This window comes from Streptomyces sp. NPDC085927, assembly GCF_044540975.1.
Classification (GTDB): domain Bacteria; phylum Actinomycetota; class Actinomycetes; order Streptomycetales; family Streptomycetaceae; genus Streptomyces; species Streptomyces hirsutus.
Map to the genome: position 1 here is coordinate 544,848 of NZ_JBITSN010000001.1, position 14,450 is coordinate 559,297.

Sequence of the window (14,450 nt, forward strand, 5' to 3'; positions counted from 1 at the left end):
CAAGTAAAGCCAGGGACAAGGGTCCTACGAACGGCAAAGAATCATTGGGCCATTCGTAGGGACTCGACAAAAAAACGGAGTGGGCCGCAGCACGCTCTCACAGAGACCTTGACCACACGGGACGGCTAGGGTTTCCCGGAGGAGTCTTGCGTACCAAGGTGCGACATGGGATTTCGCGGGTCGAGCGAGCCTCGAATCACGCTCCGTGTGGGCAAGCTCACCATTGGGGACGGGTCGTAGTGCCGTGTCGGCAGTCCCTAAACTCGGCTTGTTTCAAGGAGGGAGCCTCAATCGTGCGCAAGGTGCTCATCGCCAACCGTGGCGAAATCGCTGTCCGCGTGGCCCGGGCCTGTCGGGATGCCGGTATCTCGAGCGTGGCCGTCTACGCGGACCCGGACCGGGACGCTCTGCATGTCCGCGCCGCGGACGAGGCGTTCGCCCTGGGCGGTGACACTCCCGCGACCAGCTACCTCGACATCGGCAAGGTGCTGAAGGCAGCCCGCGAATCGGGGGCCGACGCCATCCACCCGGGCTACGGCTTCCTCTCCGAGAACGCCGACTTCGCCCAGGCCGTCCTCGACGCCGGACTGGTCTGGATCGGTCCGCCGCCGCAGGCCATCCGCGACCTCGGCGACAAGGTCGCCGCCCGCCACATCGCCCAGCGCGCCGGCGCGCCCCTGGTCGCGGGCACGCCCGACCCGGTGTCCGGCGCCGACGAGGTCGTCGCCTTCGCGAAGGAGCACGGCCTGCCCATCGCGATCAAGGCCGCGTTCGGTGGTGGCGGCCGCGGTCTGAAGGTCGCCCGCACCCTCGAAGAGGTCCCGGAACTGTACGACTCCGCGGTCCGCGAGGCGGTGGCCGCCTTCGGCCGCGGCGAGTGCTTCGTCGAGCGGTACCTGGACAAGCCGCGGCACGTGGAGACCCAGTGCCTGGCCGACACCCACGGCAACGTGGTCGTCGTCTCCACCCGCGACTGCTCGCTGCAGCGCCGGCACCAGAAGCTGGTCGAGGAGGCCCCGGCGCCGTTCCTGTCCGACGCGCAGGTCGCCGAGCTGTACTCGGCGTCGAAGGCCATCCTGAAGGAGGCCGGCTACGTCGGCGCCGGCACGGTGGAGTTCCTGGTCGGCACCGACGGCACGATCTCCTTCCTGGAGGTCAACACCCGCCTCCAGGTGGAGCACCCGGTCACCGAGGAGGTCGCCGGCGTCGACCTGGTGCGCGAGATGTTCCGCATCGCCGACGGCGAGGCGCTCGGTTACGACGACCCGCCGCTGCGCGGTCACTCCTTCGAGTTCCGCATCAACGGCGAGGACCCGGGGCGTGGCTTCCTCCCCGCCCCCGGCACGGTCACCGCGTTCGCCCCGCCGTCCGGCCCGGGCGTGCGCCTGGACGCGGGCGTCGAGTCGGGCTCGGTCATCGGCCCGGCCTGGGACTCGCTGCTGGCCAAGCTGATCGTCACCGGCCGCACCCGCCGGGAAGCGCTCCAGCGGGCGGCCCGCGCCCTGGACGAGTTCCAGGTCGAGGGGATGGCCACCGCCATCCCGTTCCACCGCGCCGTGGTCAGGGACCCCGCGTTCGCCCCCGAGCTCACCGGCTCCGCCGAGCCCTTCACGGTCCACACCCGTTGGATCGAGACCGAGTTCGTCAACGAGATCAAGCCCTTCACCGCCGGCACGGACGCCGAGGCGGACGAGGAGGCCGACCGGGAGACGGTCGTCGTCGAGGTCGGCGGCAAGCGCCTGGAGGTCTCCCTGCCCGCCTCGCTCGGCATGTCGCTGGCCCGCACGGGTCTCGCGGCCGGGGCCAGGCCCAAGCGCCGTGCGGCGAAGAAGTCCGGTCCCATGGCCTCGGGCGACACCCTCGCCTCCCCGATGCAGGGCACCATCGTCAAGATCGCGGTGGAGGAGGGCCAGGAGGTCAAGGAGGGCGATCTCGTCGTCGTCCTGGAGGCCATGAAGATGGAGCAGCCCCTCAACGCCCACCGCTCCGGCACCGTCAAGGGCCTCAGCGCGGAGGTCGGCGCGTCCGTCACGTCCGGGGCGGTCATCTGCGAGATCAAGGACTGACCCGTACGACGCCTCAAGGCGCCCGGCGGACCCACCTGGTCCGGCCGGGCGCCTTGTGTGTACGGGCCCCACCGCATGTCCGCGGGCCACCGCGTGTCCACGGGCCACCGCGCGTCCACGGGCCACCGCGCGTCCGCGGGCCACTGCGCGCTCACCGGCTCACCGCCTGCGCAGGTCCGCGACCCGTGCCCGCTCCGTGTTCTGGGCCTGTTCGGCCGCCCCCAGGCCCACCGCCGACCGCAGTCCCGGACCCTGTCGACGGGGCCCCGGCAGCGGCATGTCCCGGCGCTGCTGCTGACGTGCCGGGGCCCCCTCACCCCCCGGGCCCGCGGTACCTCCCGGCGCTCCGGCCACGGCGATCTGGACGCCCTGGTCGGCGAGTGCCTGCAACTCGGTGCCCGCGCGGTCGTCGTGGGCGGGCGGCTCGTCCGTCACCAGGCGGGTGATGAGGTCCGTGGGCACGGTCTGGAACATGGTGTCCATGCCGAGCTTGCCGTGGTCGGCGAGGACCACCACCTCCGCGGCGGCCTGCACCAGCGCCCGGTCGACGGAGGCCGACAGCATGTTGGACGTGGACAGCCCGCGCTCGGCGGTCAGCCCGCTGCCGGAGAGGAAGGCCCTGGACACCCGCAGTCCCTGGAGGGACTGTTCGGCGCCGCTGCCGACGAGGGCGTAGTTCGAACCGCGCAGCGTACCGCCGGTCATCACGACCTCGACCCGGTTGGCGTGCGCCAACGCCTGGGCCACGAGCAGGGAGTTGGTGACGACGGTCAGCCCGGGCACCCGGGCCAGCCGGCGCGCCAGCTCCTGCGTGGTGGTACCCGCACCGACCACGATGGCCTCGCCCTCCTCCACGAAACTCGCGGCGAGGTCGGCGATGGCGGTCTTCTCGGCGGTCGCGAGATGGGACTTCTGCGGGAAGCCGGACTCTCGCGTGAAACCACCCGGCAGTACCGCACCGCCGTGCCGGCGGTCGAGGAGTCCTTCTGCCTCCAGCGCGCGCACGTCCCGCCGTACGGTCACTTCGGAGGTCTGGACGACGCGGGCGAGTTCACGGAGCGACACGGCCCCGTTCGCTCGCACCATTTCGAGGATCAATTGGCGACGTTCTGCAGCGAACACGAAACTGACAGTAACTCCAGCGACCGTCTGCTTTCAGCACTTTGCGCTGAATAGCAGAAGTTGTTCGCACACCCGACCGTCAAGTGGTATAAGCGCCAAGTGATGGCCTGGTCGCGCCGCTCATGCCGCGCACCTGTCCCGCAACTCCCTGTGACGGGAAGGGAGTTGACGGTCGGTCTGGGAGCGCCGGTGAGGAGCCGTCGGGGAGCCGGGGCCGGTCCGCCCGGTCAGGCTTCCCCGCCCATCTTCCGCGTGTGCAACTGCCGTGCCACCTCGGCGATCGAACCCGACAGCGAGGGGTACACGGTGAACGCGTTCGCGATCTGCTCGACCGTCAGGTTGTTGTCGACCGCGAGCGAGATGGGGTGGATCAGCTCGGAGGCGCGCGGTGCGACCACGACGCCGCCCACCACGATCTCGGTGCCCGGCCGGCAGAAGATCTTGACGAACCCGTCGCGGATGCCCTGCATCTTCGCGCGGGGGTTGCGCAGCAGCGGCAGCTTCACGACGCGCGCGTCGATCTTGCCCGCGTCGACGTCGGCCTGGGTGTAGCCGACGGTGGCGATCTCGGGGTCGGTGAACACGTTCGACGAGACGGTCTTCAGGTTCAGCGGGGCGACCGCGTCGCCCAGGAAGTGGTACATGGCGATGCGCCCCTGCATCGCCGCCACCGACGCCAGCGCGAAGACCCCGGTGACGTCACCGGCCGCGTACACGCCGGGGGCGCTGGTGCGGGAGACCCGGTCGGTCCAGATGTGCCCCGAGTCGCGCAGCCTGACCCCGGCCTCCTCGAGCCCCATGCCCGCGGAGTTCGGGACGGCGCCCACCGCCATCAGGCAGTGCGACCCGGTGATGACCCGCCCGTCGGCGAGGGTCACCTCCACCCGGTCCCCGACCCGCTTGGCGGACTGGGCGCGCGAGCGCGCCATGACGTTCATGCCGCGCCGGCGGAAGACGTCCTCCAGCACCACGGCGGCGTCCGGGTCCTCGCCCGGCAGCACCCGGTCGCGCGACGAGACGAGCGTGACCTTCGAGCCCAGCGCCTGGTACGCGCCGGCGAACTCGGCACCGGTCACACCGGAACCGACCACGATGAGCTCCTCGGGGAGCTCATTCAGGTCGTACACCTGGGTCCAGTTCAGGATGCGCTCGCCGTCCGGCAGCGCGTCGGCCAGCTCGCGCGGCTTGCCGCCGGTGGCGATGAGCACCGCGTCGGCGGTCAGCGTCTCCTCGGTCCCGTCGGCGGCCCGGACGACGACCTTGCGCGACCCGTCGAGGGCCTGCATGCCCTCGAGCCGTCCGCGGCCGCGCAGCACCCGGGCGCCGGCCCGCGTCACGGACGCCGTGATGTCGTGCGACTGGGCCAGGGCCAGCCGCTTCACACGGCGGTTCACCTTTCCCAGGTCCACGCCCACGACCCGGGCGGCCTGGTCCACGTGCGGGGTGTCGTCGGCGACGATGATGCCCAGCTCCTCGTAGGAGGAGTCGAAGGTGGTCATCACCTCGGCCGTGGCGATCAGGGTCTTCGACGGCACGCAGTCGGTGAGGACCGACGCCCCGCCCAGGCCGTCGCTGTCGACGACGGTCACCTCCGCGCCGAGCTGCGCGGCGACCAGCGCCGCTTCATATCCGCCGGGTCCGCCACCGATGATCACGATCCGAGTCACGTACTCCATTGTCCCGTACCGTCCACCGTGCGACCGCCCCGGGGGCCCGGCCGTGGCCCCCCTGTTACCGGAGTGGCCCGCGGTGCGGCTGCCGTACGCTCTGCATCATGTCGCTCTACGCCGCGTACGCCGGCAACCTCGACGCGCGGCTGATGACCCGCCGCGCCCCGCATTCGCCGCTGCGCGCCACCGGCTGGCTGAACGGGTGGCGGCTGACCTTCGGGGGCGACAACTGGGGTCTGCCCTGGCCGGGCGGGCCGGACGGCGGCCCGCCGGCCGAAGGCAAAGCCGGCGCAGGAGCCGGGGACGGGACCGGGAGCGGGACCGGAAGCCCGAAGGAGAGCAGGACCGGGGCGCTCGCGACGATCGTCGAGGACCATTTCGCGCAGGTCTTCGTCGCGCTGTACGACATCGCCCCCATGGACGAGGAGTCCCTGGACCGCTGGGAGGGCACGGGCCTGGACATATACCGGCGCACCCGCGTCCGCGTGCACACCCTGGACGGCGAGGAATCCGCCTGGGCCTACGTCCTGAACGCCTACGAGGGCGGTCTGCCCTCGGCCCGCTACCTGGGCCAGGTCGCCGACGCGGCGGAATCCGCGGGCGCGCCCCACGACTACGTGATGGAACTGCGCAAGCGTCCCTGCTGAGCGCGGGCGCTCACGCGGAGCGGCTTCGCGCACCGGCCCGCAGGAACCCGCCCGGACGACGCCGCCCCTGCGGCGCCGCCCGTACGGCGGCGGGAGCCGGTCCGTTCCCCGCCTCCTCGTCGGAAACGACAGGACAACGATCGCGAGCCCGTGAGCTACGACATCTACGCGCGTAGGCGAACACCGGCTACTCTCATCCGCGTGAACGCTTCTCTTCTTCCGGACGACATCCAGGGCGACCCCCACGCCGCAGCCGACGCCGCAGCCGCGCGCCTGCGTGAGCTCACGGGCGCCGAGACCCACGACGTGGCCCTCGTGATGGGCTCCGGCTGGGCACCGGCCGTGGACGCCCTCGGCACCCCCGACGCCGAGTTCCCGGTCACCGAGCTGCCCGGTTTCCCGCCGCCCGCGGTCGAGGGTCACGGAGGCACCATCCGGTCCTACCGGATCGGCACCAAGCGCGCCCTGGTCTTCCTGGGCCGCACCCACTACTACGAGGGCCGCGGCGTGGCCTCCGTCGCGCACGGCGTCCGCACCGCCGTCGCCGCCGGCGCCAAGACGGTCGTCCTGACCAACGGCTGCGGCGGTCTGCGCGAGGGCATGCGCCCCGGCCAGCCGGTCCTGATCAGCGACCACATCAACCTCACGGCCACCTCCCCCATCGTCGGTGCCAACTTCGTCGACCTCACCGACCTGTACTCCCCGCGTCTGCGGGCCCTGTGCAAGGAGATCGACGCGAGCCTGGAGGAGGGCGTCTACGCCCAGTTCCCCGGCCCGCACTACGAGACCCCGGCGGAGATCCGCATGGCGCGGGTGATCGGGGCGGACCTGGTGGGCATGTCGACGGTGCTCGAGGCCATCGCGGCGCGGGAGGCGGGTGCGGAGGTGCTCGGCATCTCCCTGGTCACCAACCTCGCCGCCGGCATGACCGGTGAGCCCCTCAACCACGAGGAGGTCCTCCAGGCGGGCCGCGACTCGGCCACCCGGATGGGCACCCTCCTGACCCAGGTCCTGGGCCGCCTGTAGGGGAACCCCTCACGGGACCCCCTCCGGCAGGACCTCTTCCCGGGGCCCTCCGCGGGACCCGTGCCGGGCCCTCCGCCCGGGCCCCCTCCGCGGGGCGGGACGACGCAACGAACCATTCGAGAGGCTGACCGACACGTGCACGACGACCTGACCACTCGCGCCCGCACCTGGCTCGCCGAGGACCCCGACCCCGAGACCCGCGCGGAACTCGCGGCGCTCCTCGACGCCGACGACGTCACCGAACTCACCGCCCGTTTCAGCGGCACCCTCCAGTTCGGCACCGCGGGCCTCCGCGGCGAACTGGGTGCCGGCCCCCTGCGGATGAACCGCGCCGTCGTCATCCGCGCCGCCGCCGGCCTCGCCGCGTACCTCGAGCGGCACGGGCACACCGGCGGCCTCGTGGTGATCGGCTACGACGCCCGCCACAAGTCGGCGGACTTCGCCCGCGACACGGCCGCCGTCATGACGGGCGCCGGGCTCCGGGCCGCCGTCCTGCCCCGGCCCCTGCCCACGCCGGTGCTCGCCTTCGCCGTACGGCACCTCGGCGCGGTCGCCGGGGTCGAGGTTACCGCCAGTCACAACCCGCCCCGCGACAACGGCTACAAGGTGTACCTCGGCGACGGCTCCCAGATCGTCCCCCCGGCCGACGCGGAGATCGCCGCCGAGATCGCGGCCGTCGGGTCCCTGAACGACGTACCCCGTCCCGACGCCGGCTGGGAGACGCTCGACGACTCCGTCCTGGACGCCTACCTCGCCCGCACGGACGCGGTCCTGGCCAAGGACTCCCCCCGTACCGCCCGCACGGTCTACACGGCGATGCACGGCGTCGGCAAGGACGTCCTGCTCGCTGCCTTCGCGCGGGCCGGTTTCCCCGAGCCGGTCCTGGTCGCCGAGCAGGCCGAACCCGACCCGGACTTCCCCACCGTCGCGTTCCCCAACCCGGAGGAGCCCGGGGCGATGGACCTGGCCTTCGCGACGGCGCGCGAGGCGGAGCCGGACCTGGTCATCGCCAACGACCCGGACGCCGACCGCTGCGCCGCGGCCGTCAAGGACATCGACGGGGACTGGCGCATGCTGCGCGGCGACGAGGTGGGGGCACTGCTCGCCGCCCATCTGGTCCGCCGCGGGGTGACCGGCACGTTCGCCGAGTCGATCGTCTCGTCGGCCCTCCTCGCCCGCATCGCCGAGCAGGCGGGTCTGCCGCACGAGGAGACGCTGACCGGCTTCAAGTGGATCGCCAGGGTCGAGGGCCTGCGCTACGGCTACGAGGAGGCGCTGGGCTACTGCGTCGACCCGGACGGCGTACGCGACAAGGACGGCATCACGGCCGCCCTGCTCCTCGCCGAGCTGGCCTCCGGGCTGAAGGAGGAGGGCCGCACCCTCCTGGACCTCCTCGACGACCTCGCCGTGGCCCACGGCCTGCACGCCACCGACCAGCTGTCCGTGCGCGTCGAGGACCTGTCCCTCATCGCGGACGCGATGCGCCGGCTGCGCGAGAACCCCCCGGCCGAACTGGCCGGCCTGCCGGTCACCGAGGCCGAGGACCTGACCCGGGGCACGGCCGCCCTGCCGCCCACCGACGGCCTGCGCTACACCCTCCGGGGCGCCCGCGTCATCGTCCGCCCGAGCGGTACGGAGCCCAAGCTGAAGTGCTACCTGGAGGTCGTCGTCCCGGTCGCCGCGCGGGACGACCTGCCCTCGGCCCGCACCGAGGCGGCGGCCCTGCTGACCGCGGTCAAGCGGGACCTGAAGGCGGCGGCCGGCATCTGAGCGACCGGCGTGGGGACCCCACGCCGGAGCACCCGCGGGAAAGCACACGGGAAAGCATCGGGAGGGGCTGCCGGATCCGGCAGCCCCTCCCGTCGTACCGCCCTCAGTGGGCCGGGGTCCCTCAGCCGAGCCCCAGCAGGACCGCCAGCAGCACGGCGCCGGCCAGCGAGGGGGCGATGATCCCGTAGGACCACCGCACGCTCACCTCGCCCTGCGCGCTCGCCTCGGCCCCACGGCTCTCGTGCAGCTCACGCAGTTCGTCCATCGAGCGGTCGGTCCGCGCCCGCTCGACCGCGGCCGACCGGTCCGCGGCGGCCGAGTCGGAGCCCCCGCGCCGGGCCGCGCCCCCGCCCAGGGAGGCCTCGGCGCCCAGCGCCCGGTCGCCCACGGCCCGCAGGTCCCGCCGCGACGCACGCTTGCGGGCCCGCAGCGACACGGGCAGGGCCCACAGCTGGTACTTGCCGCCGTCGTCCGAGACGACCTCGTTGGTGTAGGCGGAGCGCAGCGAGACCACCCGGCCCCAGGGCAGCGTGATCGTACGGAAGGGGTTGCGGACGCGCAGCCGGTCCTCGTTGGCGTACACCGCGGGGACCAGGGTGTAGGCGGCCACCAGGGGGACGAGGAAGAGCAGCGCGGCGAGCGCCAGCCACGGGGCGTTGCCCTCGCCGACGACCACGGCGTCGACACCGAGCCAGCAGGCGAGGGCGAGGATCAGCGCGCCGCCGACGAACCCCGAGGTCGACCGGTAGACCCGGTCGGCGTACTCGGGTTCCGAGGCCGCCCGGCTCTCCGAGCCCGCCGGTCCCTCCGGTCCTTCCGACGCCCCTGAAGCCGCTGAAGCCGCCGCCGGAGGGTCCGCGGGCTCCGAAGCCGCCGGGGACTCCGACGCCGCCGAAGGCTCCGACGGTTCGGAGGAGGGGGCGGAGCCGGCGTGCTCGGCGGGCTCGGTGGACTGGGCAGGCTCGGCGGGCTCCCGGTCGGACGGCTGAGGCTCGGGGGTCGTCATGCCCCCGATTCTGCCCGACGCCCACACCCGCACGGTCAGGCGGTGGGCAGGGGCCGGGCAGAGACCGGGCGGAGACAGGGCGGGAGCCGAGCAGAGGCCGGGCGGGAACAGGAGGGAGACGAACGGGAACAGGGCGGAGACGAGGCGGGCCCCGCCTCCGTTCCTGAACGGGTGGGAGGGCTGTACAGCCGCTACGCGCGTAGATATGCTCGGCTGGTGACCATGTCCTCCACTGCACCCACCTCCCCCCAGCCCTCGCCGGCGCCCGAGCGAGGCGGTGCTCCCGCCGCGCTGAGTGACGTCACCGCGTCCGACAGCACGCTGCGCCGCTTCCTGCACGGACTGCCCGGCGTCGACGCGGTCGGTCTGGAGGCGCGTGCCGCCTCGCTCGGCACCCGCTCGATCAAGACGACCGCGAAGGCGTACGCCATCGACCTCGCCATCTCGATGGTCGACCTGACGACGCTGGAAGGCGCGGACACCCCGGGCAAGGTCCGGGCGCTCGGCGCGAAGGCGGTCCGCCCCGACCCGTCCGACCGTACGGCGCCCGCCACGGCCGCGGTCTGCGTCTACCCCGACATGGTGGCCACGGCCAAGGAGGCCGTCGCCGGCTCCACGGTCAAGGTCGCCTCCGTCGCGACCGCCTTCCCGGCCGGCCGGGCCCCGCTCACCGTCAAGCTGGCCGACGTCCGGGAGGCCGTCGCCGCCGGTGCCGACGAGATCGACATGGTCATCGACCGCGGCGCGTTCCTCGCGGGGAACTACCGGAAGGTGTTCGACGAGATCACCGCCGTGAAGGAGGCCTGCGGGGCGAGCGCCCGGCTGAAGGTCATCTTCGAGACGGGCGAGCTGTCGACGTACGACAACATCCGCCGGGCGAGCTGGCTCGGCATGCTGGCCGGCGCGGACTTCATCAAGACCTCGACCGGCAAGGTGGCGGTGAACGCCACGCCCGCGAACACGCTCCTGATGCTGGAGGCGGTCCGCGACTTCCGTGCGCAGACCGGGGTCCAGGTCGGTGTGAAGCCGGCCGGCGGCATCCGCACCACCAAGGACGCGATCAAGTTCCTCGTCCTGGTCAACGAGACCGTCGGCGAGGACTGGCTGGACAACCACTGGTTCCGCTTCGGCGCCTCCTCGCTTCTGAACGACCTGCTGATGCAGCGCCAGAAGCTGGCCACCGGCCGCTACTCCGGCCCCGACTACGTGACGGTGGACTGATCACCATGAGCAAGAAGAACAAGAAGACCAGGCAGGCAACGGTCGCGTCGGCCGCCGGGGCCGGCGGGACCGTCGCCGCCACCGCGGCCACCGCCGCCACCGCGCACGCCGCGCCGAAGAAGTCGTCCGCGTTCGCATACGCCCCGGCGCCCGAGTCCCGCGCGGTCGTCGACATCGCCCCGTCCTACGGCCTGTTCATCGACGGCGAGTTCACCGAGGCGGCCGACGGCCGGGTCTTCAAGACCGTCAGCCCCGCCACCGAGGAGGTCCTCTCCGAGGTCGCGCAGGCCGGTGAGGCGGACGTGGACCGCGCGGTGAAGGCGGCAGGGAAGGCCTTCGCCACCTGGTCGGCGCTGCCGGGCGCCGAGCGGGCCAAGTACCTGTTCCGCATCGCCCGGATCATCCAGGAGCGCAGCCGCGAGCTGGCCGTCCTGGAGACGCTGGACAACGGCAAGCCGATCAAGGAGACGCGCGACGCCGACCTGCCCCTGGTCGCCGCGCACTTCTTCTACTACGCGGGCTGGGCCGACAAGCTCGAGCACGCCGGCTACGGGGCGGCCCCGAAGCCGCTGGGCGTGGCCGGCCAGGTCATCCCCTGGAACTTCCCCCTGCTCATGCTCGCGTGGAAGATCGCCCCGGCGCTCGCGACCGGCAACACGGTCGTCCTCAAGCCGGCCGAGACCACTCCCCTCTCCGCCCTCTTCTTCGCGGACGTCTGCCGCCAGGCGGGCCTGCCCCGGGGCGTCGTCAACATCCTTCCCGGATACGGCGACGCGGGCGCCGCGCTGGTCGCCCACCCGGACGTGAACAAGGTCGCCTTCACCGGTTCCACCGCGGTCGGCAAGCAGATCGCGCGGACCGTCGCCGGGACCCGCAAGAAGGTCACGCTCGAACTCGGCGGCAAGGGCGCCAACATCGTCTTCGACGACGCCCCGATCGACCAGGCCGTCGAGGGCATCGTGAACGGCATCTTCTTCAACCAGGGCCAGGTCTGCTGCGCGGGCTCCCGCCTGCTGGTCCAGGAGTCGATCCACGACGAGCTGCTCGCCTCCCTCAAGCGCAGGCTCTCCACCCTGCGCCTGGGCGACCCGCTGGACAAGAACACCGACATCGGCGCGATCAACTCCGAGGAGCAGCTCGCGCGGATCACCTCGCTCGTCGAGCAGGGCGAGGCGGAGGGCGCCGAGCGCTGGTCGGCGCCCTGCGAACTCCCGGAGAGCGGCTACTGGTTCGCGCCGACGCTGTTCACCGGCGTCACCCAGGCCCACACCGTCGCCCGCGACGAGATCTTCGGCCCGGTGCTGTCGGTGCTCACCTTCCGGACGCCGGACGAGGCCGTCGCCAAGGCCAACAACACGCCGTACGGCCTGTCGGCGGGCATCTGGACCGAGAAGGGCTCCCGCATCCTGGCCGTGGCGAACAAGCTCCGCGCGGGTGTCGTCTGGTCCAACACGTTCAACAAGTTCGACCCCACCTCGCCGTTCGGCGGCTACAAGGAGTCGGGATTCGGCCGCGAGGGCGGTCGCCACGGCCTGGAGGCGTACCTCGATGTCTGAGAAGACCGGCAAGAACGTGAAGACCGGCACCGCGGGCCCGGCCGACGGCACCGAGCAGCGGCGGCTGAGCGTCTTCAAGACCTACAAGCTGTACGTCGGCGGGAAGTTCCCGCGTTCCGAGAGCGGCCGGGTGTACGAGGTGACCGATTCAGGGCGGAACTGGCTGGCGAACGCCCCGCTGTCGTCCCGCAAGGACGCCCGTGACACGGTGGTCGCCGCCCGCAAGGCGTTCGGCGGCTGGGCCGGGGCGACGGCGTACAACCGCGGTCAGGTCCTCTACCGCGTCGCGGAGATGCTGGAGGGCCGCCGGGAGCAGTTCGCCGCGGAGGTCGCCGACGCGGAGGGCCTGTCGCGGGCGCAGGCCGCGGCGCAGGTGGACGCGGCGGTCGACCGCTGGGTCTGGTACGCGGGCTGGACGGACAAGATCGCCCAGATCGTCGGCGGCGGGAACCCGGTCGCGGGCCCGTTCTTCAACCTGTCCTCCCCCGAGCCGACCGGCGTGGTCGCCGTCCTGGCGCCCCAGGAGTCGTCCTTCCTGGGCCTGGTCTCGGTTCTCGCCCCGGTGATCGCGACCGGCAACACCGCGGTCGTCATCGCCTCGGAGAAGGCCCCGCTCCCCGCGCTGTCGCTCGGCGAGGTACTGGCCACCTCCGACGTGCCCGGCGGTGTGGTCAACATCCTGTCCGGCCGTACGGCGGAGATCGCCGCACCGCTGGCCGCGCACCAGGACGTCAACGCGATCGACCTCGCGGGCGCCGGCGAGGCGCTCGCGAAGGAGCTGGAGATCGCCGCGGCCGACAACCTCAAGCGCGTCCTGCGTCCACAGCCTGTGGACGACTGGGCGGCGACGCCGGGCACCGACCGCATGACGGCCTTCCTGGAGACCAAGACGGTCTGGCACCCGACCGGCTCCCTGGGCGCCTCGGGTTCCGCCTACTGACGGAGGAACCGTCACAGCCCGGAGAGCCGCGCCCCGTCCGGGAGGGGCGCGGCTCTCCGTGTGTCCGGCGGATGCATCGAGGTCCCGCTGATCCGCGGGGCGTCCTGCGGATGCCCCGCGGATCAGCCGCCCAGCATCCCCGCCGCCTGCCCGGCCACCGGAATGCCGTCGACCGACTCCGCCTGGGCCACCGGGCGGGTCACCGCGCGGGAGTCCACCGGCTTGAAGTCGGCGACCTGGGTGCCGACGCCGTTGTCGAGCGGGTCGACGCCCGTACCGGCCAGCGGGTTGGGCTTCAGGCCGGAGACCGGGCCCGCGACATGGCCGACCGTGCCCGTCAAGGGCTGGACACCGGCCTGCGGGTCGACGGCGCCGAGCGACGCGGGACGCGTGGTGCGCGGGCCCCGGGGTGCCTCCGAGTCCGCCGCTGCCGCCGTCGTCGCGCTCGCCCCCAGCGCCACTCCCGCGGTCGCCAGGGCGACCAGGGCGCGCCGGGCGGCCGGCTTCCGGGGTGCTGCGTGTCGGGCCATCGCTGCTTCCACCTCTCGCCTTCACCGACTCACTCCCCGCGAGTAATCGGGTCGGTGCGCAGCGTAGTTGAGATGTGGTACGCGCCTCAAAACGGACCCGTACGGTCGTACACCACCCGTTCGATACCTCAGACTGGTGTCCCGTGAGTTCCCAGTCGCCCTTCTCCGCGCGTGTCGTGCTGCTCTGCGGCCCCTCCGGCTCCGGCAAGTCCCTTCTCTCGGCCCGCTCCGGCCTGCCCGTGCTGCGTCTCGACGATTTCTACAAGGAGGGCGACGACCCGTCCCTGCCCCTCGTGGCGGGCAGTTCCGACATCGACTGGGACCACCCCGGCTCCTGGGACGCGGACGCCGCCGTCGCCGCGATCGACCGACTGTGCCGTACGGGCCGCACGGATGTGCCCGTCTACGACATCGGCCTGAGTGCCCGTACGGGCGCGTCGCACGTGGACTTCGGCGCCGCCCCGCTGTTCATCGCGGAGGGCATCTTCGCCGCGGAGATCGTCACCCGCTGCGGCGAACTGGGCCTCCTGGCCGACGCGCTGTGTCTGAGCCGGGGCCCGGCGAAGACCTTCCGCCGCCGCTTCCTGCGGGACCTCAGGGAGGGCCGCAAGTCCGTGGCGTTCCTGCTGCGCCGCGGCTGGCGGCTGATGCGGCTGGAGCGGTCGATCGTCGCCCGCCAGACCGCGCTCGGCGCGCACGCCTGCGACCGCGACGAGGCACTGACCCGCCTGGCGGCCGCGCGGGGCGGCAGCGGCCCGGCCGGCGCCGGGACGTTCACGGCGCGTACGCCCGCCCAGTCGTAGCCGGCACCGCGCCGGCGCGCCCCACCGCACACGGAAACGGGACTGGAAGGACCCCCCGGTCCTCCAGTCCCGCTCCCTTGTGGCTCCCCCGCT

General features: G+C 72.7%; 12 protein-coding genes. 8 read left to right on the forward strand and 4 right to left on the reverse strand.

The features are described 5' to 3' along the window. The first annotated feature begins 293 nt into the window (after positions 1–293). Positions 294–2,066 carry an acetyl/propionyl/methylcrotonyl-CoA carboxylase subunit alpha gene (locus tag ACIF80_RS02510; RefSeq protein WP_399798392.1) on the forward strand — a complete coding sequence of 591 codons (1,773 nt, stop codon included), beginning with the start codon at positions 294–296 and terminating at the stop codon, positions 2,064–2,066. Between the two features lie 159 nt (positions 2,067–2,225). On the opposite strand, the gene ACIF80_RS02515 is transcribed toward ACIF80_RS02510, so the two are convergent. Beyond that, entirely contained in the window at positions 2,226–3,188 is a 963-nt protein-coding gene (locus tag ACIF80_RS02515) for a DeoR/GlpR family DNA-binding transcription regulator (RefSeq protein WP_399798393.1), read from the reverse strand. 227 nt (positions 3,189–3,415) lie between these two features. Beyond that, positions 3,416–4,864, reverse strand: coding sequence for an NAD(P)H-quinone dehydrogenase (locus ACIF80_RS02520; protein ID WP_399798395.1), 1,449 nt, complete (start codon positions 4,862–4,864; stop codon positions 3,416–3,418). A gap of 98 nt (positions 4,865–4,962) precedes the next feature. On the opposite strand from ACIF80_RS02520, the gene ACIF80_RS02525 reads away from it, so the two are divergent. From ACIF80_RS02525 to ACIF80_RS02535, 3 genes are all read left to right on the forward strand, one after another. Next, positions 4,963–5,505, forward strand: a complete 543-nt coding sequence (locus ACIF80_RS02525) for a gamma-glutamylcyclotransferase (RefSeq protein ID WP_399798397.1) — start codon at positions 4,963–4,965, stop codon at positions 5,503–5,505. A gap of 201 nt (positions 5,506–5,706) precedes the next feature. After that, a complete protein-coding gene (locus ACIF80_RS02530) occupies positions 5,707–6,531 on the forward strand; it encodes a purine-nucleoside phosphorylase (RefSeq protein ID WP_332430266.1) in 825 nt (274 codons plus the stop codon). Between the two features lie 135 nt (positions 6,532–6,666). Beyond that, on the forward strand, positions 6,667–8,301 hold the full coding sequence (locus tag ACIF80_RS02535) for a phospho-sugar mutase (RefSeq protein WP_399798399.1): 1,635 nt from the start codon (positions 6,667–6,669) through the stop codon (positions 8,299–8,301). 121 nt (positions 8,302–8,422) lie between these two features. Here the strand turns inward: ACIF80_RS02535 and ACIF80_RS02540 are convergent, their stop codons facing one another. Next, positions 8,423–9,307, reverse strand: a complete 885-nt coding sequence (locus tag ACIF80_RS02540; protein ID WP_399798402.1) for a PH domain-containing protein — start codon at positions 9,305–9,307, stop codon at positions 8,423–8,425. A gap of 222 nt (positions 9,308–9,529) precedes the next feature. On the opposite strand from ACIF80_RS02540, the gene deoC reads away from it, so the two are divergent. The 3 genes from deoC to ACIF80_RS02555 are packed head-to-tail and all read left to right on the forward strand — an operon-like array spanning position 9,530 to position 13,024. Then, a complete protein-coding gene (gene deoC / locus ACIF80_RS02545; protein WP_388437819.1) occupies positions 9,530–10,528 on the forward strand; it encodes a deoxyribose-phosphate aldolase in 999 nt (332 codons plus the stop codon). Between the two features lie 5 nt (positions 10,529–10,533). Further along, positions 10,534–12,084: an aldehyde dehydrogenase family protein gene (locus ACIF80_RS02550; protein WP_399798405.1), complete on the forward strand. Its 1,551-nt coding sequence runs from the start codon at positions 10,534–10,536 to the stop codon at positions 12,082–12,084. After that, positions 12,077–13,024, forward strand: a complete 948-nt coding sequence (locus ACIF80_RS02555; protein WP_399798408.1) for an aldehyde dehydrogenase family protein — start codon at positions 12,077–12,079, stop codon at positions 13,022–13,024. Before ACIF80_RS02550 ends, ACIF80_RS02555 begins: the two co-directional genes overlap by 8 nt. A 122-nt stretch (positions 13,025–13,146) precedes the next feature. Here ACIF80_RS02555 and ACIF80_RS02560 read toward each other — a convergent pair whose 3' ends face one another. Further along, a complete protein-coding gene (locus ACIF80_RS02560) occupies positions 13,147–13,554 on the reverse strand; it encodes a hypothetical protein (protein WP_399798410.1) in 408 nt (135 codons plus the stop codon). Positions 13,555–13,697: 143 nt separating this feature from the next. On the opposite strand from ACIF80_RS02560, the gene ACIF80_RS02565 reads away from it, so the two are divergent. Further along, entirely contained in the window at positions 13,698–14,357 is a 660-nt protein-coding gene (locus ACIF80_RS02565) for a uridine kinase (protein ID WP_399798412.1), read from the forward strand. Positions 14,358–14,450 lie beyond the last annotated feature (93 nt).

Bases quoted from the DNA above. Each gene is read 5' to 3' on its own strand.
- ACIF80_RS02520 (WP_399798395.1), bottom strand. From the start codon at position 4,864: ATGGAGTACGTGACTCGGATCGTGATCATCGGTGGCGGACCCGGCGGA.
- ACIF80_RS02525 (WP_399798397.1), top strand. From the start codon at position 4,963: ATGTCGCTCTACGCCGCGTACGCCGGCAACCTCGACGCGCGGCTGATG.
- ACIF80_RS02540 (WP_399798402.1), bottom strand. From the start codon at position 9,307: ATGACGACCCCCGAGCCTCAGCCGTCCGACCGGGAGCCCGCCGAGCCT.
- deoC (WP_388437819.1), top strand. From the start codon at position 9,530: ATGTCCTCCACTGCACCCACCTCCCCCCAGCCCTCGCCGGCGCCCGAG.
- ACIF80_RS02550 (WP_399798405.1), top strand. From the start codon at position 10,534: ATGAGCAAGAAGAACAAGAAGACCAGGCAGGCAACGGTCGCGTCGGCC.
- ACIF80_RS02555 (WP_399798408.1), top strand. From the start codon at position 12,077: ATGTCTGAGAAGACCGGCAAGAACGTGAAGACCGGCACCGCGGGCCCG.
- ACIF80_RS02560 (WP_399798410.1), bottom strand. From the start codon at position 13,554: ATGGCCCGACACGCAGCACCCCGGAAGCCGGCCGCCCGGCGCGCCCTG.